The sequence below is a fragment of the Methylobacterium radiodurans genome, from assembly GCF_003173735.1.
Lineage (GTDB): Bacteria > Pseudomonadota > Alphaproteobacteria > Rhizobiales > Beijerinckiaceae > Methylobacterium > Methylobacterium radiodurans.
Window position 1 is genome coordinate 1994586 of the sequence record NZ_CP029551.1, and the last position, 23638, is coordinate 2018223.

General features: G+C 68.3%; 17 protein-coding genes, 1 tRNA gene and 2 pseudogenes. 9 read left to right on the forward strand and 11 right to left on the reverse strand.

What is annotated here, in order from left to right:
* Positions 1–205 precede the first annotated feature (205 nt).
* The 3 genes from DK427_RS09130 to DK427_RS09140 form a co-directional block, all read right to left on the reverse strand.
* A complete protein-coding gene (locus DK427_RS09130; protein WP_109950994.1) occupies positions 206–448 on the reverse strand; it encodes a hypothetical protein in 243 nt (80 codons plus the stop codon).
* A 9-nt stretch (positions 449–457) separates the two neighbouring features.
* Entirely contained in the window at positions 458–700 is a 243-nt protein-coding gene (locus tag DK427_RS09135) for a hypothetical protein (protein ID WP_109950995.1), read from the reverse strand.
* A 188-nt stretch (positions 701–888) separates the two neighbouring features.
* A tRNA-Arg gene (locus DK427_RS09140) sits at positions 889–965 on the reverse strand.
* A gap of 562 nt (positions 966–1527) precedes the next feature.
* Here DK427_RS09140 and DK427_RS09145 point away from each other — a divergent pair.
* Positions 1528–2565, forward strand: a pseudogene (locus DK427_RS09145) (IS256 family transposase); the annotation flags it as partial.
* A 171-nt stretch (positions 2566–2736) separates the two neighbouring features.
* Here DK427_RS09145 and DK427_RS09150 read toward each other — a convergent pair.
* Positions 2737–2946 (reverse strand): hypothetical protein, encoded by a 210-nt coding sequence (locus tag DK427_RS09150; RefSeq protein WP_109950996.1) that lies wholly within the window; start codon positions 2944–2946, stop codon positions 2737–2739.
* A 2354-nt stretch (positions 2947–5300) separates the two neighbouring features.
* Between DK427_RS09150 and DK427_RS09160 the strand changes: the two are divergent.
* Positions 5301–5684: pseudogene (locus DK427_RS09160) on the forward strand (transposase); the annotation flags it as partial.
* A gap of 63 nt (positions 5685–5747) precedes the next feature.
* On the opposite strand, the gene DK427_RS09165 reads toward DK427_RS09160, so the two are convergent.
* From DK427_RS09165 to DK427_RS09190, 6 genes are all read right to left on the reverse strand, one after another.
* Entirely contained in the window at positions 5748–6710 is a 963-nt protein-coding gene (locus DK427_RS09165) for a copper chaperone PCu(A)C domain-containing protein (protein WP_109950998.1), read from the reverse strand.
* A gap of 104 nt (positions 6711–6814) precedes the next feature.
* Positions 6815–8965: a TonB-dependent receptor family protein gene (locus tag DK427_RS09170; protein WP_109950999.1), complete on the reverse strand. Its 2151-nt coding sequence runs from the start codon at positions 8963–8965 to the stop codon at positions 6815–6817.
* A 42-nt stretch (positions 8966–9007) separates the two neighbouring features.
* Complete coding sequence (locus DK427_RS09175; RefSeq protein WP_245930857.1) at positions 9008–9334, reverse strand: hypothetical protein; 327 nt, start codon at positions 9332–9334, stop codon at positions 9008–9010.
* A 255-nt stretch (positions 9335–9589) separates the two neighbouring features.
* Positions 9590–11131 carry a tripartite tricarboxylate transporter permease gene (locus tag DK427_RS09180; RefSeq protein WP_109951001.1) on the reverse strand — a complete coding sequence of 514 codons (1542 nt, stop codon included), beginning with the start codon at positions 11129–11131 and terminating at the stop codon, positions 9590–9592.
* Positions 11132–11170: 39 nt separating this feature from the next.
* Positions 11171–11668, reverse strand: a complete 498-nt coding sequence (locus DK427_RS09185) for a tripartite tricarboxylate transporter TctB family protein (protein ID WP_109951002.1) — start codon at positions 11666–11668, stop codon at positions 11171–11173.
* Positions 11669–11714: 46 nt separating this feature from the next.
* Positions 11715–12701: a Bug family tripartite tricarboxylate transporter substrate binding protein gene (locus DK427_RS09190; protein ID WP_109951003.1), complete on the reverse strand. Its 987-nt coding sequence runs from the start codon at positions 12699–12701 to the stop codon at positions 11715–11717.
* A 588-nt stretch (positions 12702–13289) separates the two neighbouring features.
* Here DK427_RS09190 and DK427_RS09195 point away from each other — a divergent pair.
* The 6 genes from DK427_RS09195 (at position 13290) to DK427_RS09220 (ending at position 19351) form a co-directional block, all read left to right on the forward strand.
* Positions 13290–14303 (forward strand): Bug family tripartite tricarboxylate transporter substrate binding protein, encoded by a 1014-nt coding sequence (locus DK427_RS09195; RefSeq protein WP_109951004.1) that lies wholly within the window; start codon positions 13290–13292, stop codon positions 14301–14303.
* 102 nt (positions 14304–14405) lie between these two features.
* Positions 14406–14888 (forward strand): tripartite tricarboxylate transporter TctB family protein, encoded by a 483-nt coding sequence (locus DK427_RS09200; protein WP_109951005.1) that lies wholly within the window; start codon positions 14406–14408, stop codon positions 14886–14888.
* 10 nt (positions 14889–14898) lie between these two features.
* A complete protein-coding gene (locus tag DK427_RS09205) occupies positions 14899–16437 on the forward strand; it encodes a tripartite tricarboxylate transporter permease (RefSeq protein WP_109951006.1) in 1539 nt (512 codons plus the stop codon).
* Between the two features lie 70 nt (positions 16438–16507).
* Positions 16508–17221, forward strand: a complete 714-nt coding sequence (locus DK427_RS09210) for a GntR family transcriptional regulator (RefSeq protein WP_109951007.1) — start codon at positions 16508–16510, stop codon at positions 17219–17221.
* Between the two features lie 94 nt (positions 17222–17315).
* Positions 17316–18581 (forward strand): CaiB/BaiF CoA transferase family protein, encoded by a 1266-nt coding sequence (locus DK427_RS09215; RefSeq protein WP_109951008.1) that lies wholly within the window; start codon positions 17316–17318, stop codon positions 18579–18581.
* Positions 18578–19351, forward strand: coding sequence for an enoyl-CoA hydratase/isomerase family protein (locus DK427_RS09220; protein ID WP_109951009.1), 774 nt, complete (start codon positions 18578–18580; stop codon positions 19349–19351). Before DK427_RS09215 ends, DK427_RS09220 begins: the two co-directional genes overlap by 4 nt.
* Positions 19352–19463: 112 nt before the next feature.
* Here the strand turns inward: DK427_RS09220 and DK427_RS09225 are convergent, their stop codons facing one another.
* Positions 19464–20513 (reverse strand): threonine aldolase family protein, encoded by a 1050-nt coding sequence (locus DK427_RS09225; RefSeq protein ID WP_281276983.1) that lies wholly within the window; start codon positions 20511–20513, stop codon positions 19464–19466.
* 133 nt (positions 20514–20646) lie between these two features.
* On the opposite strand from DK427_RS09225, the gene DK427_RS09230 reads away from it, so the two are divergent.
* Positions 20647–23595 carry an FAD-binding and (Fe-S)-binding domain-containing protein gene (locus DK427_RS09230; RefSeq protein ID WP_425452593.1) on the forward strand — a complete coding sequence of 983 codons (2949 nt, stop codon included), beginning with the start codon at positions 20647–20649 and terminating at the stop codon, positions 23593–23595.
* The last annotated feature ends 43 nt before the right edge of the window (positions 23596–23638 follow it).

Below are 23638 nucleotides of genomic sequence, written 5' to 3' on the forward strand. Positions count from 1 at the left end.
CGGCGGCGTTCGGATGATCCTACGTTGCACGTAGCCACTGTCGAGGTGCACGCTCGGCTAGACCGAACTTGGGTGTGCGCAGAACCTGCAGATTACGACCCAGATAGCATCGGCGGACGTTCTCTCCCGCGATTCGAAGGAGCGTTACGGCTTGGATCGCGCGGGGCTAGCCCGGACCACGATTGAGCTGTTCCAGAAAGCGCGATCAACCATGCTTGGCCAGCCACTCGTCGATCGACGGGCCGATGTCGGCTGTCAGCCCCGACCGGCGGTCCAGCGCGCGATCGATCGCGCGCCGGTCCCAGCGCTTGGTCCCCGGGATAGGCCCAGGCACGATCTCGCGCCGGACCCAATTGTCGAAAGCGTCCAGGGTCTCGCAGCCGCAGTATTCCGCGGCCTGCTCGCGGGTGAGCCCGCGCGGGGTGATGCCCAGCGGCAGCTTCGTCATGGCCACCGCTCAGCCACCCGGCGTCCAGTCGATCTTCGGCCTCTGCGACAGGATGCGCTCGAAATAGTTGGCCACCGCCTGCGCCCCGTCCGCGTGCATCATGGCGACCGGATGGGCGAGATAGGCCCGGGCTAGGTCGAGCGGGATCTCGCCGGCCTGAAGCGCGCTGAGCACCACGTCGATGAAGGCGTCGTTGGCCTCGTTGAAGTCGGACGAGAGCTTCTTGCGATCGTTCAGGGCCTTGATCGGCATGCGCGGTAGCTTCTCTGGAGAGGCGAGCTCGGCGCTCAGATGGGCTGGCCGAGGTCTCTAACCTTGGCCGCTGGCCGGCATGCGGCATTCGACCACACGAATCATCGTATGATCGCACGCTGCTTCCGCAGCGCTTCCGCAACCCTGCTGCCAGCCGGGCTGCAAACTAGCTAAGTCATTGAGAAGATTGGCGCACCCGACACGATTCGAACGTGTGACCTTTGCCTTCGGAGGGCAACGCTCTATCCAGCTGAGCTACGGGTGCTGCTCGGGAGCCTGATTAGCCGAACTGCTTGCGCCGTGCAACGGGGCAGTGGAAGAGATTGCGCTTCAAGGGATCCTCGCCCCATTGTCCATAGACAAAGGTCGCGGATTCGAATCGTAGGGGATGCGGGATCGTGGGTGCACTGCCGGTGCCCCCAGCTGCGGCCGGCGTGCGACCCGGTCGAGGGGAATGTGCCTTACGTGAGCCGCTTTCCGGGCCGGCTGATTAAGCCGTATCGCTTGACTTGAGCGCGTTGCGCCCCGGGACGTTTGGGTTCCGCGAATGTCGGCTTGCGCGGTCGTGTAGCGCGTAGTCTCGCATGCCAGCCATGCCACGCGGCGATCCTGTTGAGTTGGCTCCATGACTCGGCTGCAATCGCCTTATCGAAAAAGTTGAGCGGCTCCTGGAACGAAGGCCTCGCAGGGGCGCTCGGCGAGAGCCCGCTAAACCGAGGTCAGATGATACGCCACCGAAAGGCTGTTATGGACCTGTCGGCCGTGTGGCTCAGATGATGGGCCTTGAGCCTGTCCCGGAAAGCCCATCCGTCCGATGCATCCGATGACGAAGAGGCGATTGGCAGACGCGCGCCGGCACGGTCGAGCTGGGCATTCCGAAGCTGCGCATTTCGAAGCTGGGCAAGGGCAGCTCCTTTCCGGGCTTCCCGGAGCCGCGACGCATGGCCTAGAAGGCGCTCACAGCGGTGATCCAGGAGACCCACATCCAGGGCCTCTCGATCCGGTCCGTGGACGACTTGGGTCCAAGCCATGGGAGGCACCGACGTATCGAAGAGGCAGGTCAGCCGGCTCTGCCAGGAGATCGACGAGCGCTTGGGCGTGCTCCTCGACCGGCCGATCGAGGGCGAGTAGCCATATCTCTGGATCGATGCGACCTGCGTGAAGGTGCGCTAGGACGGACGCATCGTCTCGGTGGCGGTGATCGTGGCGGCGGGCGTCAATGGCAACGGCCGTCACGAGGTGCTGGGCATGAATGTCGGTCCCTCTGAAGCCGAGACGTTCTGGAGGGACTTATCTCCGCAAGCGCGCTCGCCGGGGTCTGCGCGGGGTAAAGCTGGTCATCTCGGATGCGCATGAGGGCGTCGAGGTGTCAATGGCCAAGGTCATGGACACGACCTGGCAGCGCTGCCGCGTCCACTTCATACCCAACGTGCTCGCCCATGCTGGGCGCAGCGGGCGGCGTGTCGTCTCCGCCTGCAGCGCCAGGCCCTCGCCCAGGATGACGGCGAGCCGGCCCGGCTCCAGTGGCGGCGCGTCGCCGATCAGCTCCGGCCTAAGGTGCCCAAACTCGCCGCGCTGATGGACGAGGCCGAGCCGGACGTGCTGGCTGCCATGGGCTTCCCGGCCGCACACCGGGTCGAGCTCCACAGCACAAACCCGCTGGAGCGCCTGAACGGCGAGATCAAACACGGGACCGAGGTGGTCGGCCTCTTCCCCAACGAGGCAGCCATCACCCGTCTTGTGGGAGCGATCCTGCTGGAACAGAGCGACAAGTGGGCCGTCCAGCGCTCCCGCTACATCACCCAGAAAAGCATCGCCCCATCAGCGATGATCCCCGCATCAGCCCGCTCACCCTGGCAGCCTGATCCTCCCGGCCCAAGTCGGCAATCGTGGTGGCCATGCCGAAGCGACACCAGGCCAGGGGACACGCCCCCCGAAGCGGGCGCGGAGGCGATCAAGGCCGTATGAGCCACGCCGGCCGCAGGGATCGCAGGCGATGACGAATCTACGCCCTCGCAAGTCGCACAGTTGCTCGGTCACTGATCGAGCAAGCCGGCACGGATGAAGCCCCGCGAGATGAGGCGGTCCCTCCGCAGGGATCGGCGCTCGGCTTCTGCGAGATCCGACAGGGCATCCTCTATGGCTCGCACCAGCGCGGCCCAAGCGTCGCCGTGCGCGGCCTTGCGATAGGCCAACGCGATCGTCTCGGCCTCCGTGAGAAGCACATCGGATTGGTTCGCCTGCATGGCCTGCCTCGTTGGAACGAAGCATGAACAAAGCTCGGAGTGGGCGGTGGTTCAAGCCTCGCTGCAAGCGCTGTTGAGGCGCTGTGGAAAACGAGGATAGCGCGCGTATGCGCTGGCGTGACGCGGGCACGCAACGGCGGCGCGATCCTGCAACGGTGGCGGCCCCACCTGAGGATGGCGGCCATAAGAACTAGGGGCCCGAGCGCAGTGCACCGCTCAACCCGACCGCAGCGAAGTCTCGGCCATAACGGCGCAGATCCTGGCCGAGCCTGCTTGTTGGCGCCAAACGTAGCGTAGAGGCCAAGCTGAGCAATCTAGTGCGGAAATAATCCCAAAAAATTTGGCTTCAGCGATCGAAAAATGCTGGAACGTCAGTGTCGTGCTCACGTTCCTCAGAGGTAAACCATGACCATGAGAGATCAGTCGATGAAGCGGGTGATGATCGTGCTTGCCAGCACCTTGGCTATGACTGGTGCTGCGCTTGCTGCGGAGAACCCCGCCGGGGGCGTTTCAGCGATGGACAAAGCTGGCACGGTCACAGGCGTGGGCTCTTCATTATCGGAGTCCAACGCCGCAGGTCCGATGAGAGATTCGACAGACCCTTCTGCTTCACCGAGCACTACCGGGACCGCTCCCAGCAAGCAGATGAACAGCAACGGATCCAGCCCGATGAGCAGTGGCAGCGGGGACGCTGCCGGGCCGGCGGGAACCAGGCGTTGAGCGGGTCGACATTCGAGGGGCATGGCCAGGGCAGCAATGCCCTGCCTTTTCTGTACTGGCCAACGGCTCGGTGAAAATTCACGGCGGTGGGCCGCTCAATATTAAGAGGGCGTTAACCTTTCGATGCTCGTGCTACCCCAAACAGCACGAGGCTTTCGCCCAATGGTTACGATTGCGTTTCTCGGCATGCTGAGCGTCACCCTGGCGGCCGCCGCAACCGGTGCTGTCAGTGCATCAGACGTTCGGTGAGCGGCCGATGCTCCCTCAGCGGATCGCAACGCTCTCGGCTAACCGTAGGTATTGTGGAGGCGATGCTTCTTCGTCCACTGCCCGCACTAACTGAGCTTGTATCGCGCTGTCGGCCAGCAGCGAAAGACCGCCCGTCGCTACGGCGGCTAGGATGATACGGAATAAGACGGCGGATAGTAGGGGCATCGAAGCAGCACCGTGAGGGTGCGTCCATCTATCGTGAGCCGGCAAGCTTGTCTGCAGCCCGGCGAGCACGGCCGCCTCGATCGACAGGTCTTGTCATTCGATATGTGCCGCCTGTGGTGCGCGCGCATCGGCAGCCGGGTTGGCGCGCTGAGCTTCTGTCCAAATTTTGGGCTGCGCCGAAAACGCTGCCAAGCGTCGTATTGCTTGATTGATTTATTCAACATCTCATGCCGAAAAATTTGATGCCGGGCGCTTTCGCATCTCTTCGAGCTGATCCATGACACCCACCTTCCCATAAGCGCCCTGAGCGCAGCATCGATCTGTGGCGTCACCGAACTTTTGCACCGAGCCACCCGAGAGGCCATTGCGTGAGGGCAGGCATGGGTTGCCGGAGGGCCGGATCCGGTGAGGTGATGGGCGCGATCTACTGGGTCCGCAGCCCGATCTCGGCATGCGATTGCGCAGCGCCTTCGCGAACACGGTGGGCACGTGTTCCCTTACAAGGACAGGCTGACCAGCTTCCGATTGGTCAAGCTCCGCTCCATCTCGCGGTCTCGTGAACCCTTCTGCCCTCCCGAACGTTTGCCCCCGAACCGTAAGAGAGGTCTCCGAATGCGTTCTGTCCTATTCGCCCTACCGCTGGCTGTGGCATTTGCCGGTGCGGCTGTGGCTCAAACCAGTGTAGCGCCCGCTCCGGGTGCTCCGGCTCCAGGAACTTCGGGCGTGGCTGCTCCCACGACCAACGCGACCGGCTCCCCAGCCGCTGGCAGCTACTCTCCAACCGGCCGTCCCGCGGACTCGATCTCCAACGATTCCTCCGCGGCCGGGAACGCGGGCCAGCCCTCCCGAGTGGCGCCCCAGGGCGGCGGCGGAAGCAGCCGCTAAACCGCACGGCACATGATAGGTCGTCTCGCGGCTGTCATGATGCGCCCTTAGCGTCGTTTTCGTCGGGGTCCGATCCCCCGGCTAATGCACCCGCCGGGTTTCTCTCATACCCCGGTTGCTGGCCAGCGGGTGCCTCCCAACCTCAAGCCGTCCAGCGTGCCAGCGCCGCCGTCGCCTACCCTGTGCTATCTCCGATCCAATAGGATCGCGACCACCTGACGGCTGCGTCAGGCCGTTGTCGGCTTCCTCAGCTCTCCTGCCGCCGCCTTTGACCTGACCGGCTGGTTTTGGACCGGGCTGATTGAGAGGATCAACTGGGATCGAAGGCGTCGGACAAGCGGCGAGGTCAGAAGACGCGCGCGGAGCAGGTCGTGCTGACGCTGCGCCAGATCGAGGTCCAGACCGCCCAGGGCAAGAGTTTGGCTTTGGCTCAGCTCAGGAGGCGTAGATCTCCGAGCAGAGCTACGACCGATGGCGCAAGGAGTACGGCGGCCTCCAGGTCGATCAGGCCAGGAAGATGAAGGATCTGGAGCGCGAGAACGCTCGGCTGCGGTGGCTTGTAGCTGACCTGTCCCTGGAGAAGCAGGTGCTGGCGGACGTCGCCTCGGGAACCTTGGTTCGCCCCCGAGCGACGCCGGCAGGCGGTGGCTGGCATCCGAGAGAAGTACGGCCTCTCGGAACGTCACGCTTGCCGGATCGACGATCGTTCGAGCATCGACCGGGCGCCGACATCCGGCGCCAGGACCGCGTTGCGACGAGGTTCAGTGCTGATGATCGTGATGGCCGGCGGCCGGGGTCTGAGCCGCGATCGCCTCGACCGTGAACGTGACCGGGACGCTGCCGGCCTTCTCGAAGGTCAGCGTGCCGGGAACGGACACGCCGGGCTTCAGCGGTGCCTTAAGGTCCATCAGCATCAGGTGGTAGCCGCCCGGTGCGAGCCTCATGGTCTCGCCGGGCTTGATCGTCAGGCCCTCCTCGAGGGGCGCCATTTTCATAGTGGTACCGTCCATGGACATCGCGTGCACCTCAACGCGTGCGGCCTGGGCAAACGTGCCGCCGATCAGGCGATCCGGCTCCGTCCCCGTGTTGCTGACCGTTACGTAGCCGCCCGCGACCTTGGCCCCGCCGGGCGTGGCCCGCACCCACGGCGTCTGGATCGACAGCGCGCCCGCCTTGACCCCGCTCGCGATCACGGCGGGCGCCTGTGCGGCGACGATGCGGACACCGGGGGCGGGCTGCTTCAGGGCGTGGGCCGAGGTGCCCGCGGACGGGATCTCGCTCCAGCGATAGCTGCCCCTTTCGCAGTCCTGCTCGACGGGGAAGTAGACAATCTGGCCGGGCACGAAGGCGTCGGAGATCCGGGCGAAGAAGGTGAACTCGTCGACCTGATCGTCCGGCAGGCTGGAGCCGGTCCAGGTGATCGTCTTCACGCCCTCCGAGATTGGGCCGTGGTAGTAGGGGTAGGCCTTGGCGTAGGGGCCCTTCGTCGTCGTCACCTGCCAGCCCGGCTTCGGCATCGGCTTCGCGCCGACGACACCCTCCGGGATGGTCACGCTGACCCGGGTCGTGGCCGCCCCCTCGCAGCCATGGGTGATCTGCACGACACCGCGGTAGGGCGCGTTGGGCGAGGCTTCCTTGCGGTCGAGCACGGCGTGCGCGAGAGGCTGGGCCGCGGGAATCGTCACCAGGATGGCGGCGAGCACGGCGCGGTTGGTCGCGGTCATGGCGGACTCCGTTGAGATCGGGATCGAAGGTGGCGCGTGAGGCGGCCGGCCGCTCAGCGGTCGCCGCTCTTGGGGCCGCCGAGTATCGGCCGCCCTTGGGGGCGTTAGAAGGAAGCCCGGATGCCAGCGAAGACGCTGCGGCCGTTGCCGGGGTAGAAGGCTGCGAGGGCCGCTGCACCGCCTGCCGTCGCGCGGGCGTTGGTGACGACCGAGATGTCCGAGATGTAGCGCTCGTCCGTGAGGTTGCGGGCGTCAGCGAACAGCGCCACGCCGTTCTTGAACTCCATCCCGGTCTGGATGTTGAACAGCGCGTAGCCGGGTACCTGCAGCGTGTTGGCGTGGTCGGCGAAAGCACCGCGCGGCACCCAATCGACCGAGGGCGAGAGGTAGAACCCGCTCGGGTGCACGTAGCTCAGCACCGTGCGCAGCACGTCGTCCGGGATGCCGGCGATGCGGTTGTTGCCGAAGGCCGGATCGCGCACGAAGCGGAAGTCGTTGTGCGTCCAGATCTGCGTCACCGCCAGCGTGTCGCCGATGCCGGTCAGGTCGCGGGCGATGTCGAGCGAGACGGCCGCCTCGACGCCCTGGTGCAGGGTGCGCGGCGCGTTGAAGGTCGCGGCCGGGATGTTGAGACCGGGATTGATCGAGAAGTTGATCAACTCGTCGCGGATCTCGGAACGGTAGAGCGTCACGTCCCAGGAGAGCCGGTCGACGCGGCCGCGCGAGCCCGCCTCGTAGGTCCAGGCGCGCTGGGCCTGCAACGGCACGAAGGTCGTGTTGAGCGTGTTCTGCTGCACGAGGTCGGAGAAGTCCGGCACGTCGCGCGAGCGGGTGACGTCGCCGAAGACCTGGATGTCCGGCAGCGGCTGCCAGAGCAGGCCGATCTTCGGGTTCACGCCCTCATAGGTGACGTTGCCGAACTGGACCCGCGGATTGGCCGCGAAGCCCCCCTTGTTGCTGTAGGTGCGGTTCGACGAGAACAGCTTGGCGCCCGTCATCAGGGCGACGTCCGGCAGGAACCAGAACCGGTTCTCGCCGTAGGCCTCGTAGTTCGAGGCGCTCTGCAGGGCTCGCAGCGTCTGCGCCCCGCGGTTGCCGGCGATGTTGACGAACTGGAACGCCGAGTTCTGGCCGGCGAAGGCGCGCAGGCCCAGGACGGTGTCGTTGCGGAAGCCGCCGACCTCGAAGGTCCCGGCCCAGTGGGGCGAGATGCCGTAGGTCCAGCCGTCCTGGTCGATGACCTGGAAGATCGGGTGGTAGAGCGACTTGTGGATCGCCCAGGTGTCGATGTCGAGCTTGCCCACCTCGAGCACGAGGGAGGTGCGGTTCGCGACGCGCTCCGTCTCGACCTGCCGGGACTGATTGCCGGTGATCGCCGCGAGGCTGGGCAGGCGCGGAGTCGTCAGCGCGCTGCCGAGCGTGACGCTGCCGGGGAGCTTCTGGTCGGTCAGGTAGGCGCCGATATAGAAGCGGGTCTCGACGCCCGGGGCCAGCCGGTAGCCGATGTTGGCGTTGAAATTCTGCGTGCGCTGGGTCTCGTGGATCCGAAACCCGTTCGCGTTCGTGACGGTGCCGTTGATCAGGACATCGACGGGCCCTGAGATGCGCGAGACCTGGAAGTGCTCCCGGATCGTGCCGAACGAGCCGCCGTCGAGGCGCAGAATGTTCGGCGCGAAGGCCGTGTAGGCGGTCGGCGTGACGAAGTTGACCGCGCCGCCCAGGGTGGTGGCCCCGAACGTCAGGGCGTTGCCGCCCTTGTAGACCTCGACCGAGCGCAGGGCGAGCGGATCGATCTGGTAGAAGTCACCGCTGCCGTCGGCGAGATTGAAGGGGATGCCGTCCTGCAGGATCTCCAGGCCGCGCAGGTGGAAGCCGCGGCTGATGCCGGAGCCGCGCACCGAGAGGCGCAGCTCCTGGCCGTAGCGCTCCTGCACGTAGACGCCGGGCGTGTCCTTGAGAACGTCCCGCAGCGTATTGGCGTAGCGGTTCTGGAAGCTCGCGGCATCCACGAACGCGACCGAGCCGACGGTGCCGTTCACCGCGGCGCGCTGTCGGGCGACGCTCGGCACGGTGACGGAGCCGGAGTTCTCGCCGGCCGTGGATGACGGGCCCGCACTAGGGATGGCGGCGCCGGAGACGCTGAGTTCGGGCAGGGTGACGGCCGAGGATGCGGCGGTTTGGGCGAGGGTCGACGTGGAGGCGAGCAGCGCCAGCGACAGGGCGGCGCACAAATCGGCCCGTGGGATCCGGTGCATGGAATAGGTCCGTGGTCTGAAGAGATCGGGTGGTGCGATCAATCAGACGACGGGCGGGGCGCGGGCGCTGTGTCGGAAACGAGGGGGCGCCCGCGGGACGGCGACGACCTCGGGCCGCCAAGCCAGGACCGCGATTCGGCGCTGCGGCCAGACGATCGGCAGCGCGGTCGTCGCCGGAGCCTGCAGGGCGGGGATGTGCGGCGCTGCCGTGCAGCAGGCGAGATGGTCGTGGGCGACCGGAACCTTCTCGGGATCCGCGTCGGCCGATCCGGCAGATTGGAGGCAGAGCGCGTGGGCCGGTCCGAGCGGTCCCGCCATGAGCATGCCGCCCAGGATCGCCTGAAGCGCGAGCGCGTACAGCGCGGCCACGGCAATGACCACGCGGCAGGCAGCCCATCGTGGCAGAGCGATCCGCATTCAGCCGACGTATGGTCACGCTTCGGCGCTCGTCAAGCCGGTATGATCGCATCGCCCAAGCGAGCAGAGCGCAAAGACCTCACGCTGCCGGAGAACTGAAAGGGTGGCTGCGCGCTATCAAGAGCCTGATCCGCCCAGAGGCGATGACGTGGGAAGATCCCGCCCGCACGACGCCCCTGCGCGTCGTGCGCGTAGGGAGGGAGGCTCTTACGAAGCTCCGGAACCGGCAACCTCCCGGTTCGGCCGATCGATGCCGCCCTTGCGTCTGAGGCGCTGGCGCAGGCTGCCGAGCGGTCCCCAGAACAGGAGCAGCAGGCCGAGGATCATCAGGGTCGAGACGAGGCCGTTCGAGAAGAAGACCGAGAGGTCCCCCCCCGATCCGAGCAGCGCCTGCCGGAAGGCGTCCTCCGCGCGGTCGCCGAGGACGAGGGCGAGCACCAGAGGGGCGAGCGGGTAGTCGAGCTTCTTGAACACGTAGCCGACCACGCCGAACACGAGCATCAGCCAGATGTCGAAGCGCGAGGATTCGACCGTGAAGGCGCCGATGGCGCAGACCACGAGGATGATCGGCGCGACGAGCGCGAAGGGGATGCGCATGATCGCGGCGAAGACCGGGACCGTGGCGAGCACGATGAGGAGCCCCGCGAGGTTGCCGAGATACATCGATGCGATCAGCCCCCAGACGAACTCCTTCTTCTCGATGAACAGCATCGGGCCGGGCTGCAGGCCCCAGATCATCAGGCCGCCGAGCAGGACCGCGGCGGTCGCCGAACCCGGAATGCCGAGCGCCAGCATCGGCAGCAGCGCCGAGGTGCCCGCGGCGTGCGCGGCGGTCTCGGGGGCCAGCACGCCCTCGATCTCGCCGCGCCCGAACGCGTCGGGCTGGCGGGAGAACCGCTTGGCGAGGCCGTAGCCCATGAACGAGGCCGCGATCGCCCCGCCGGGCGTCACGCCCATCCACATCCCCACCACCGAGGAGCGGATCAGGGTCGCCCAGTAGCGCGGAAGCCCCGCCCAGGTGCGCAGGACCACGCCGAGATCGATGGCCGCGCGCTTGCCCTTGAAGTGCAGCCCCTCCTCGATGGTGAGCAGGATCTCGGAGACGCCGAACAGGCCGATCACCACGACGAGGAAGTCGAAGCCCTTCATCAGCTCGGGCGAGCCGAAGGTCAGGCGCAGGTCGCCCGAGATGGTGTCGAGGCCCACCGCCGCGAGGAGGAAGCCGAGCGCCAGGGAGGCGACGATCTTGGCCTTGTTCTCCCGGCCCATGCCGATGAACGAGCAGAAGGTCAGGAAGAAGACCCCGAAGAACTCCGCCGGGCCGAAGCGCAGGGCGAACTTCGCGACCAGCGGCGCCACGAAGGTGATCAGCACGACGCCCGAGAGCGCGCCGATGAACGAGGCCGTGAAGGCCGCGGTCAGGGCCTCGCCGGCCCGGCCCTGCTGCGCCAGCGGGTAGCCGTCGAAGGTGGTGGCCACCGACCACGCCTCGCCCGGAATGTTGAACAGGATCGACGTGATGGCGCCGCCGAACAGGGCACCCCAGTAGATCGAGGACAGCAGGATGATCGCCGAGGTCGGGTCCATCCCGAAGGTGAGCGGCAGCAGGATCGCGACGCCGTTCGGCCCCCCTAGGCCCGGCAGCACGCCGACCACGATCCCGAGCAAGACGCCCACGACCATGAACAGCACGTTGTGCCAGGTCAGCGCGACCTGGAAGCCGAGCAGGAGCTGGTTGAGGTCGTCCATCTGATCTCTCCGCCGTCGACCGGCCGCCTCGGGATGGGCTCAGAAGCCCAGCATGGCCTCGACGGGACCCTTCGGCAGCGGGACCCGGAACTGCAGCTCGAACACCCAGAAGGTGACGAGCGGCGTGAGCACGACGGCGAGCGCGACCTGCCACCAGCGGAAGGCGCCGAGCATCACCATGAACAGGCCCATGAATAGCGCCGAGGCGAGATAGATGCCGAAGAACGCGATCGCCAGCACGTAGAGGAACAGGGGCACGAAGACCTGGGCCACGAGGCGGAGCTGGCCGTAGGTGACGAAGACGCTGTCCTCCCGGCGCACCGCCCCCACCAGCACGGCGCCGGCCGCGATCGCCAGGATCGCGGCGACGCGGGCCGGGAAGAAGCCGTTCTCGGGCCCGTTGTCCCAGCCTGCCCCGCGCCCGTAGGAATCCCAGAGGGCGAGCGCTGCGATCCCGATCAGCAAGAGCGCCACGACGATCTCGACGAGCCGGCGCGACAGGCCGCGCTCGGGGAGCGGGGATGAGGCTTGCGCCATGGTGGATCCTTCCGGGATCGGTCAGCGTCTCGGCCGGGGGCCGCGCTCAGTTCGTGGCGATGAAGCCGGCCTTGGTCATCAGCTCCTTGTGCTTGCGCTCGTCCTCCGTGAGGAAGTCGACGAAGCTCTGGCCGGCGCGGAAGTCGGGCACCAGAGCGTTGCGCTCCAGATAGGCCTTCCATTCGGGGGTCTGGGTGACCTTCTGGAACAGGTCGACGTAGAAGGCCTGCTGCTCCGGCGTCACCTTGCCGGGCATGAACATGCCGCGCAGCATCTGGTAGGTGACGGTCACGCCCTGCGACGGGCAGGTCGGGATGTCCGACCACGCCATGTCGGCCGTGATCTTCTGCGTGTATTCCATGGGCTTGGGCGAGAAGACGCAGAGCGGCTTCACGGCACCGGAGCGCCAGTTGGCGATCTCCTCGGCCGGGTTGTTCATGTTGGCGTCGATATGCCCGCCTGCGAGCTGCACCGAGGCCGGTCCGCCGCCCTGGTAGGGCACGTAGGTAATCTTGGTGCCGGTCGCCTGCTCCATCGTCACCGAGATGAGATGGTCCTCGCGCTTCGAGCCGTTGCCGCCGGTCTTGAGCGGCGGGGTCGCGGTCTTGGCGGCCGCGATGAAGTCCTGCGCGGTCTTGTAGGGCTTGGCGGCGTTGACCCAGAGCACGAACGCGTCCTGCGCCATCATGGCGACCGGGGTGAAGTCCTTCCAGCTCACCGGAAGCTTGGTGGCGAGCGGCGTCATGTAGATGCCGCTCGACGTCGTGATGAGCTTGTGCGGGTCACCGGCCGATTTCTGGATGTCGAGCATCGCCTCGCCGCCGGCGGCCGCGGGCTTGTTGACGATGATGATCGGCTGCTTGACGAGGTTGCCCTTCTGGATCGCGCCCTGGATGGTGCGCGCCATCTGGTCGGACGCGCCGCCGGGCGGGAACGGAACGATGATCTCGATCGGCTTCGTGGGCTCCCAGGCCTGGGCCGAGGTAGCGGTCAGCAACAGAGCCCCGATCGCGGCTCGCACAGCACATCCCATGGCGCTTCCTCTCGCGGTGCTCTTCCGGGCACCCGTTCCATTCTGATTGATCAGGATCTTCCGGCCGCACGTACAGTCCATCGGAGCGGGCAATTCCGGGGGATCACGACACGAATGCTCGGCTGTAGGCCGGGACCGGACATCGACAGACCTCGGGGCGCACAGCCTCGGGAACGAGCCGGCGGTCGACCAAACACTGAATTATGATGCAAGAGCGCGCAAGGGCTCGAAGCGACAGATGAATGGCTTTGCACGCTCCTGAGTGGGCAGGAACGTGACCGGACACGCCAAAGCGACTTGACCGCGGCGCGACACCGCCGCGCATCGTGGGGGGGCTGAACTATATCGCCAAACCCCAAGCGCCGGTGAGTACACGAGGCGAAAGGATGGCTCCTCCGGTGCTATCGAGGCTGCGAGGGTCAGGCCCAAGGGAGCCGACCGGGACGGCCATGCGAGCCCGCCGGCCCTGTGCACAGCCGCAGCGCGCTTGTCAGCCGTTCAAAGATGTATCTATAATTATTGATGCGAAGCGCGGCCGATCGTTCGGGATGCGCGGCGCCGATAAAAAACTATCCATAGGGAGGGCATATGCCCCTGAATTCGCGCACGATCGCCGCCGTGTTGTCGGCCGCGATCCTCGCCGTCGCGTCTCCGGCCGCGGCCGACTGGAAGGCGGAGCGCCCGGTCGAGTTCGTGGCAGCCGCGGGCCCCGGGGGCGGAACGGATCTCTTCGCCCGGGTCGTGCAGTCGGCACTGTCCAAGGACAAGCTGCTCGACGTGCCCGTCATCGTCACCAACAAGGCCGGCGGCAGCGGCGCGGAGACGTTCATCTACGCCAAGACCTCGGGCGGCGATCCCTACAAGCTCTTCTTCGGCACGCAGGACGCCTACGCCCTGCCGCTCGCCAACAAGCTGTCCTACAGCCTGAAGGATCTGGAGCCGGTCGCGGCGATGACCTTCGACCCGTTCATCCTCTGGGTGAACCCGAAGGCCTCCGGCATTCAGGACGTGAAGGATTTCATCGAGAAGGCGAAGGCGGCGCCCGGGAGCATCAAGGTCGGCGGCGCCAAGGCCAAGGAAGCCGACGAGACGCTGATGACGCTCATCGAGAAGGCGGCCGGCATCGACCTCTCCTACATCCCCTACAAGAGCGGCAGCGAGGCCGCGGTGCAGGTCGCGGGCGGCCACATCCAGGCCAACGTCAACAATCCGAGCGAGAGCGTGGAGCAGTGGCGGGCCGGCGTGCAGAAGCCGCTCTGCGTGTTCGAGGAGAAACGTCTCGCCGACACCACGGTCATCGCCGACGGCCTGTCGTGGAACGCGATCCCGACCTGCGTCGAGGCGGGCCTCGACATCAAGTCCTTCGCGCAGCCGCGCACCATCTGGGCGGCCAAGGGCATCCCGCCGGAGGCGCTGGCCTACTACACGAACCTGTTCCGGAAGGTCGCGCAGACCGAGGAGTTCAAGGGCTACATGGCGCGGGGCGCGCAGATCCCGCGCACGCTCACCGGCGACGAGCTGAAGGCCTTCATCGCGCAGCATCGGGCGACCTACGCCGAGTACTACAAGAACAACGGCTGGCTGAAGGGCGTCGTCGACTGAGGTGCGGGGCGGCGCCCTCGGCGCCGCCGTCCATCCGGGACCGAAGCCACCACAGCTCACCGCCCGCGCCGCATGCCGGGACGGAACGGCAGGATCATGCCCATGGAAATCTCACGCCGGTCCAGCGAGATCGCCACCGCCGCGGCCACCGCGCTCGTCGGCCTGATCGTCTGCTACGGCGCCCTGCAGAACGGGATCGCCTGGGAAGAATCGGGCCCGAGCTCCGGCTTCTTCCCCTTCTGCGTCGGGTGCCTGATCGTCTTCGGCAGCGCCGTCACCGGCGCGCAGGCGCTGCTCCGCTCAGGCCGGGTGCAGCCGCCCTTCCTGGACGGCGAGCGCGCCCGCGCCGCGATCCTGTTCTTCCTGCCGATCGTGGCCTTCGCGGCGCTCTCGGTCTGGCTCGGCCTCTACGTCGCGATGGCGATTTACATCGTCTACGCGATGTACGTGCCCGGCAGGCTGCGGCTCGCGACCTCGATCGCGGCGGGCCTGGCCGTCGCCGCCGTCAACTTCGTCATCTTCGAGAAGCTGTTCATGGTGCCCCTGCTCAAGGGGCCCCTGCTGAACGCCGTCGGCATCTACTGAGGCGCGGACCATGAGCAACATCAGCCTGCTCCTCGACGGCTTCGGCGTCGCCCTCAGCACCCATCACGTGCTGATCATGGTCGGCGGTGTGCTGCTCGGCCTCGTCGTCGGCGTCCTGCCCGGCCTGGGCGCGCCGAACGGCGTCTCGCTCCTGCTGCCGCTGACCTTCTCGATGGACCCGGTCTCGGCGATCATCCTGCTCACCAGCATGTACTGGGGCGCGCTGTTCGGCGGCTCGACCACCTCGATCCTGTTCAACATCCCGGGCGAGCCATCCTCGGTCGCCACGACCTTCGACGGCTATCCGATGGCCCGGCAGGGCGAGGCGGTGCGGGCGCTGACGCTCGCCTTCTCGTCCGCTGGGATCGGGGCGCTGACCGGCGTCATCGTCATCACGCTGCTGTCGGGCTGGGTGGCGAACTTCGCGCTCCGGTTCGGCGCGGCCGAGTACTTCGCCGTGTACTTCATGGCGTTCGCGAGCTTCATCGGCATGTCGAGCGGCTCGCCCTTCAAGACGCTGGTCTCGATGATGCTGGGCTTCGCCTGCGCGACCATCGGCGCCGACACCATCTCGGGCGAGAGCCGGCTCACCTTCGACTTCGATCAGCTGATCGGCGGCGTCAGCTTCCTCGTCGCGGTCATCGGCCTGTTCGGCCTCGGCGAATTGATCATGACGATGGAGGAAAACCTCCAGTTCCACGGCGTGAAGGCCAGGCTCAGTCTGCGCGAGATCGCGCGCGCCGTGCTGGAGATGCCCCGCTACTGGGCCACCGTCGTGCGCAGCGCGCTCATTGGCTGCTGGATGGGCATCACCCCCGGCGGTCCGACCGCGGCCTCCTTCATGAGCTACGCGATCGGCGCCCGCTTCGCCAAGAACGGCACGCGCTTCGGCAAGGGCGCGCCGGAGGGCATCGTGGCGCCGGAGACCGCCGACCACTCGGCCGGATCCTGCGCGCTCCTGCCGATGCTGGCGCTCGGCATTCCGGGCTCGGCCACCGCCGCGGTGATGATGGGCGGGCTGATGATCTGGGGCCTCGCGCCCGGGCCCATGCTGTTCACCACGCGCCCCGACTTCGTCTGGGGCCTCATCGCCAGCATGTATCTCGGCAACATCATCGCGGTGGTGCTGGTGCTCGCGACCGTGCCGCTCTTCGCCTACATCCTGCGCGCGCCGTTCCGCATCGTGGGCCCGATGATCACGGTGGTCTGCATCATCGGGGCCTACACGGTGGCCAGCCACACCTTCGACATCTGGCTCGCGCTGGTCTTCGGCATCGCCGGCTACGTGTTCAAGAAGCTCGACTACCCGCTGGCGCCCTTCGTGCTGGCGATGGTACTCGGCGACAAGGCCGAGGACGCCTTCCGGCAGGCGATGCTCACCTCGGGCGGCTCGGCCTCGATCTTCTGGTCGAACGGCCTCGTCGGGACGATGATGGCGCTGGGCGTCCTGCTGCTCTGCCTGCCGCTGATCTCGAAGCTGCTGCGCGAAACGGGCATCGGCCTGCGCCGGAAGGCGCTGCCGCCGCAGCGGGAGATCGGCTCGACATGAGCGCGGTTGTGAGAGAATGGTCCTGTCCCGCGATGCCCCGGCCGGGCGGGCGAGACGGTGGAGCTGCCCCATGTCCTCCAGCACGCTGATCCGCCAGAGCCTGCACGAGTCGCTCGTCGCGCCGCTACGCGAGATGATCCTCTCGGGCGAGCTCCGCGCGGGCGAGAAGGTGCCCGAGGAGCAGCTCTGCGAGCGCTTCGGGGTGTCGCGCACGCCGATCCGCGAGGCGCTGAAAGTGCTGGCCGCCGAGGGCGTGCTGCAGATCATGCCCCATCGCGGCGCCATCGTCGCGAGGATCACCGAGGATCAGGTCAACGAGCTGTTCCCGATCATGGCCGCGCTGGAGCGGCTGGCGGGCAAGCTCGCCTGCGCGGCCGCCACCGACGCGGACATCGCCCGCGTGCGCGCGCTGCACGACGAGATGATGCGCCTCTACGCGGCCGGCGACGAGCCGAACTATCTCGCCGCCAACCGCCGCATCCACGACGCGTTCTTCGTCATCGCCGGCAACGCGACGCTGCACGCCTACTATCAGCAGGTGCTGACACGCATCCATTCCTGCCGCTTCGTCATGCGCAAGACGCCCGAGCACTGGCGCGCCGCGGTGCTGGAGCACGAGCAGATGATCGCCGCGCTAGAGGCGCGCGATGGCGAGACCCTGGGCTCGCTGCTGGAGCGGCACGTGACGGGCACCACGGTCGGCATCGCCCGGGACTACATCCGGCAGAAGGCGGAAGCGAACGGCGCTGATCAGCCCCTCGGCGCAGGTCGCGCCCCGAACTGAACCCAAACACGCCGGGGCGCCGGCCAGGATCGCGCGCCCGAGCCCATTTAATTATTGATTAGGGCGTGCCGCGCCCGTCGGAACTGGAGGACACATGACCGATCGTCTCGACCACCCCGGGACCCGCCCGGAGGCGGAAGCCCGGACCGACTCCGTCACTGCCGCGGCGGCGCTGCCGCTGGCAGGCGTGCGGGTGCTCGATTTCAGCCAGGTCATGGCCGGTCCGTTCTCGACCATGCTGCTCGCCGATCTCGGCGCCGACGTGATCAAGATCGAGCCGCCGACGGGCGACCAGACCCGCTCGGCGATGGGCTTCAAGATGAAGGGGCCCGACTCGATGGGCTTCCTCAACATGAACCGCAACAAGCGCTCCATCACGCTCGACCTGAAGAGCGAGGCGGGCCGCGAGACCTTCTACCGGCTGGTGGAGACGGCCGACATCCTGGTCGAGAACTACCGGCCGGGCGTGGTGAAGAAGCTCGGCGTCGATTACGAGACCCTGAAAGCGATCAACCCGAGGCTGATCTACGCCTCGATCTCCGGCTTCGGCCAGACCGGGCCCTGGGCGGACCGCCCCGGCTTCGACCTGATGGCCCAGGCCATGTCCGGCGTGATGAGCGTCACCGGCCATCCGGGCATGCCGCCGGTGAAGGCGGGCGTGCCGGTCGCCGATATCGGCTGCGCGCTGTTCTGCACCTACGCGCTCTTGAGCGCCTATATCGGTCGCCAGACGAGCGGCGTCGGCCAGTACATCGACGCCTCCCTGTTCGAGGCGGCGCTCGCCTTCTCGATCTGGGACACGTCCGAGTACTGGGGCACCGGCGTGGTGCCGGGCCCGGTCGGCACCTCCAACAAGATGAGCGCGCCCTACCAGGCGGTGGCCTCCAAGGACGGCTACTTCGTCATGGGGGCGACCAACCAGAAGCTCTGGGTTCAGCTCTGCGGTCAGATCGGCCGGGAGGATCTGCTGGCGGACGAGCGCTTCGCCAGCAACCCGCTGCGCCTGCGCAACCGCGAGGCGCTGATCGCCGAATTGGAGACGACCTTCGCCACCAAGACCTCGGACGAGTGGGTGGACGAGTTGCTCGCGGTGGGCATCCCAGCCGGCAAGATGAGCACCTATCCGGAGGCGTTCGAGAGCGAGCACGGCCGGCATCGCAACATGCGCCTCGAGATCCCGCATCCGCTGGAAGGCACGGTGCCCAATATCGGCTTCCCGGTGAAGCTGATGGGCACGCCGCAGCAGATCCGGCGGCATCCGCCGCTGCTCGGTGAGCATACCGAGGGCGTTCTCGCCGAGATCGGCATGGATGCGGGCGAGATCGCGGGACTGAAGGCGCGGGGAGCGTTCGGCGCATGAGCGGGCAGGTTCACTACACCGTCGAGAACGGGGTCGGCGCGGTCGTGTTCGACCGTCCCGAGGCGCGCAACGCCATGACCTGGGCGATGTACGACGCGCTGGGCGAGATCTGCGAGCGCATCGTCCGCGAGGGCGATGTCCGCGCCGTCACCTTCCGCGGCGCGGGTGGCGAGGCCTTTGTCGCCGGCACCGACATCGAGCAGTTCCGCGGCTTCGAGACCGGGCAGGACGGGCTGGACTACGAGGCGGTGATCGACCGGCGCATCGGCCAGATCGAGCGCCTGCCGGTACCGACCGTCGCGATCGTGGACGGCTGGGCGATCGGCGGCGGCCTCGCGATCACGGCGGCCTGCGATTTCCGCATCGCCACGCCGTCCGCCAGGTTCGGCATCCCGATCGCGCGCACACTCGGCAACTGCCTGTCGATCGCCAACGTCGCCCGCGTCGTCGCCTCTGTCGGCGCCGCGCGCGCCAAGCGCATGCTGATGCTGGCCGAGATCCTGAGCGCCGAGGAGGCCCATGCGGCGGGCTTCGTCGCCGAGATCGCCGAGCCCGACGTGCTGGATGCGCGCGTCGGCACGATGGTCTCCAAGCTCCTCGCCAACGCGCCCGTGACGATGCGCGTCGTCAAGGAGGGCATCCGGCGCGTGGTGGGCGAGGGTCTTCCCGACGGCGACGATCTGGTGGCGGAGTGCTACGGCAGCCGCGATTTCCGGATCGGGGTCGAGGCCTTCCTGGCCAAGCAGAAGCCCGCTTGGACCGGGACCTGACCCGAATCTGCCGATCGGCGCGGAGCGATCGCGTCCGGCGATCCGGCCTGCCCCGCCGTCGTCCCGGGCTCCGCTGCGGGGCCCCGGCATGACGGAGAGGAAACGGGGATCCTCACCCGCGCTCCGCGGCGATGCGCTCGGCCTCGGCGCGGATCACCGCGGCGGCGCGCGCGATGCCGGCGCGATCCACGTCGAGATGGGTGGTCGCACGGATCTGCTCGGACCCGAGCGCCCGCACGCGCACGCCCTGCGCGAGGCAGGCATCGGCGAAGGCGGCGGCCGGGACGCCGAGCCCGGCCACCGAGAAGCTCAGGATGTTCGACTGCCCCGCCTCCGGCTCGAAGGCGAGGCCCGGCGTTCCGGCGAGCGCCGCGCCCAGGCGGCCCGCGTTGGCGTTGTCCTCGGCGAGTTGGTCGATATGGTGGTCGAGGGCGTAGAGCCCGGCCGCCGCCAGGACCCCGCTCTGCCGCATGGCGCCGCCGAGCCGGTACTTCCAGCGCCACGCCTCGGTGACGAAGTCATGCGACCCGCACAGGACCGCGCCGACCGGGCAGCCGAGCCCCTTGCTCAGGTCGATCCAGGCGCTGTCGAACCCCTCAGCGTAGGTGCGCGCCGGGATGCCGGTGGCCGCGACCGCATTGAGGAGCCGCGCCCCGTCGATATGGGCCTTGAGTCCGCGTGCCCGGGCGATGTCGCGGATCCGGCGCATCGCCGCGAGGTCCCAGATCGAGCCGCCGGAGAAGCTCGTGGTCTGCTCGACCGAGATCAGGGCCGAGCGCGGCGCCGTGCGCTGCGGCGCGCGGATCGCCGCTTCCGCCTGCTCCGGCGTGTAGAGGCCGTTCCGTGTGGGCAGCGCCCGCACCGAGACGCCGCCGATCGCCGCGGCGCCCGCGGCCTCCGTGTTGTAGATGTGGGACTGGTCGTCGACGATGATCTCGTCGCCCGCCCGCGTCTGGACCAGGATCGCGGCGAGGTTGCACATCGTGCCGGACGGCATGAACACGCCCGCCTCCATGCCGAGGAGGTCGGCCACCCGCGCGCAGAGGGCGTTGGTGGTCGGGTCCGAGCCCGACTGCTCGTCGCCGACCTCGGCCCGGGCCATCGCCTCGCGCATGCCGGGGGTCGGGCGGGTCTGGGTATCGCTGAACAGGTCGACGGTCACGGTCACTCCCGGGGCATGCGGCCGGCGCGTGCGGCAATGGCGCCGGGCAGACCGAGCCCGGCCGAGGTCTTATAGAACACTCTTCCGGCCGCGCCCGCCCCGGCGACGGCCCGAACACAAAAAGGGCATGACCATGGGAGCAAGCGTCCGGCCGAAGGCCGTTCCGGCGGCGGAGGCCGCGGAGTTGGAGCGGCGCCTCGTCGGGGCCGTGCAGGGCGAGGTGCGCTTCGACGCCTTCACCCGCGGGCGCTACAGCACCGACGCCTCGATCTACCAGATCATGCCGGCCGGCGTGGTTCTGCCCCGCGACGCCGCGGACGTCGCGGCCTGCTTATCGGTCGCGGCCGACCAGGGCGTGCCCGTGGTCATGCGCGGGGGCGGCACCTCGCAGAACGGGCAGCCCATCGGATCGGGCCTCGTCCTCGACTGCTCGCGCCACTTCAACGGCGTCCGCGCCTACGACCCGGACGGCGGCGCCGTCACGGTCGAGCCGGGCCTCGTGCTGGAACGGCTCAACACGCGGCTCAAGGGCGACGGCTGGTTCTTCCCCGTGGAGCCCTCCACGGCGAGCCGTTGCACCATCGGCGGCATGGCGGGCAACAATTCCTGCGGCGCCCGCTCGCTGCGCTACGGCAAGATGAGCGACAACGTGCTGGCGATCGAGGCGCTCCTGCACGACGGCACGCCCTTCGGCTTCGGCCTCACCGGCAACGACGCGGACGGCGTCGCGGGCCCCGAGCGCGCCGCCGACCTCGCCCGGCGGATGCTGGCGCTGGCCGGCACCCACCGCGACGAAATCGAGCGGGTCTATCCCAGGGTTCAGCGCCGGGTCGGCGGCTACAATCTCGACAGCCTGATCGAGGCGAGGCCCAATCTCGCCCATCTCCTCGTCGGCTCGGAGGGCACGCTGGCCGCCACCACTGCGGTGACGCTGAAGCTCTCGCGGCTGCCGGCCCACCGGGTCATGGGCGTGTGCCACTTCCCCTCGTTCCGGGCCGCGATGGAGACGACGAAGGCCATCGTCGATCTGGCGCCGGTCGCGGTCGAGCTCGTGGACAACAACGTGCTGGTGCTCGGCGCCGACATCCCGCTGTTCCGCACGACGCTCGCCGACATCACGCGGGGGCAGCCGAACTGCCTGCTGCTGACGGAGTTCGCGGGCGACGACCTCGCGGCGCTCAAGCGCGACCTCAGGCGTCTCGACGCCTGCATGAGCGACCACGGCTTCCCGGACGCGGTGGTCGAGGTGGTGGAGCCCGCCCGGCAGCGCACCGTCTGGGAGGTCCGCGAGGCCTGCCTGAACATCATGATGTCGATGAAGGGCGACGCCAAGCCCGTCTCCTTCATCGAGGATTGCGCGGTGCCGCTGGAGCACCTCGCCGACTACACCGACGCCGTCACCGAGGTGTTCGCCAAGCACGGCACCCGCGGCACGTGGTACGCCCACGCCTCGGTCGGCTGCCTGCACGTGCGCCCGATCCTCGACATGAAGCAGGGGGGCGACGTCGCCCGGATGCGCGCCATCGCGGAGGAGACGGCGGAGCTGGTGCGCCGCTATCACGGCTCCTACTCGGGCGAGCACGGCGACGGGCTCTCGCGCTCGGAATTCGTCGAGCCGCTGTTCGGGCCGCGCCTGACCCGCGCCTTCGAGAGCGTGAAGGACGCCTTCGATCCGGGCAATCACCTCAACCCCGGCAAGATCGTGCGCGCGCCGAAATTCGACGACCGCAGCCTGTTCCGCTTCAAGCCCGACTACCGCGTCTCGGCGCCCGCGAAACCCGCTCTCGACTGGTCGGACTGGGGCGGGTTCGGGTCTGCGGTCGAGATGTGCAACAACAACGGTACCTGCCGGAAGCTCGCCGGCGGGGCGATGTGCCCCTCCTACCGGGCGACGCGCGAGGAGCAGCACCTTACCCGCGGGCGCGCCAACTCCCTGCGGCTCGCGATCTCGGGCCAGCTCGGGCCGGATGCCTTCACCAGCCCGGAGATGAAGCGGACGCTCGACCTCTGCGTCTCCTGCAAGGCCTGCCGCCGGGAATGCCCGACCGGCGTCGACATGGCCCGGATGAAGATCGAGTTCCTGCACCACTACCACGCCCGCCACGGCCTGCCCCTGCGCGAACGGCTGGTGGCCGAGCTGCCGCTCTACGCCGGGGCGGCGGCGGCGCTCGCCCCGCTCCTCAACCTGCGCGACCGGGTGCCGGGGCTGGCGCAGCTCTCGGAGCGGGTGGCAGGCCTCTCCGCCCGCCGCTCGCTGCCCCGCTGGGGCAGCCCCTGGCGCGAGGCGGGCGAGTTCGCCCACCCGCAGGACGTCGCGGGCGAGTTCCGCGACATCGTCCTGTTCGGCGACACCTTCAACCGGGCCTTCGAGCGGGAGAACCTGGAGGCGGCCGAGCGGGTGCTGCGCGCCGCGGGCTACCGCCTGCACCGCGTCGGCCCGCCCCGGGGGCGGCGCCCGCTCTGCTGCGGCCGGACCTACCTGGCCTCGGGCCAGACCGAGCGGGCGCGCGCCGAGGCGCGGCGCACCCTCGACGCGCTGCTGCCCTACGTGCGGGCCGGGGCCCGCGTCGTCGGGCTCGAACCCTCCTGCCTGCTCACCTTCCGGGACGAGTTCCTGGCGCTGCTGCCCGGTGCGGAGGCGCGGGCGCTCGCCGAGCGCGCGGTGCTCTTCGAGGAACTGCTCGCCGCCGACCTCGCGGCCGGCCGGATCGCGCTGAGGTTCGCCGACCAGGGCGGCCGCGTCGCCCATCTGCACGGGCATTGCCACCAGAAGGCGTTCGGCGCGATGGGGGCGGTCGAGACCGTCCTGCGCCAGATCCCGGGCCTCGACCTGCGGGTGATCGAATCGAGCTGCTGCGGCATGGCCGGCGCCTTCGGCTACCGCGCCGACACGATCGACGTGTCCTTCGCGATGGCCGAGCTGTCCCTGTTCCCGGCACTTCGGGAGGCCGGGCCGGACGACCTCGTGGTGGCCGACGGCACCAGCTGCCGCCACCAGATCCACGACGGCTTAGGACGCCGGGCCGAGCACGTCGCGCGCGTGCTGGACCGGGCGCTGCAGTCTCGCGCGTCGCCCACGTGACCGGTCCTGGGATTGCCCCACGAAAAACGGGCGATCCCAGGAC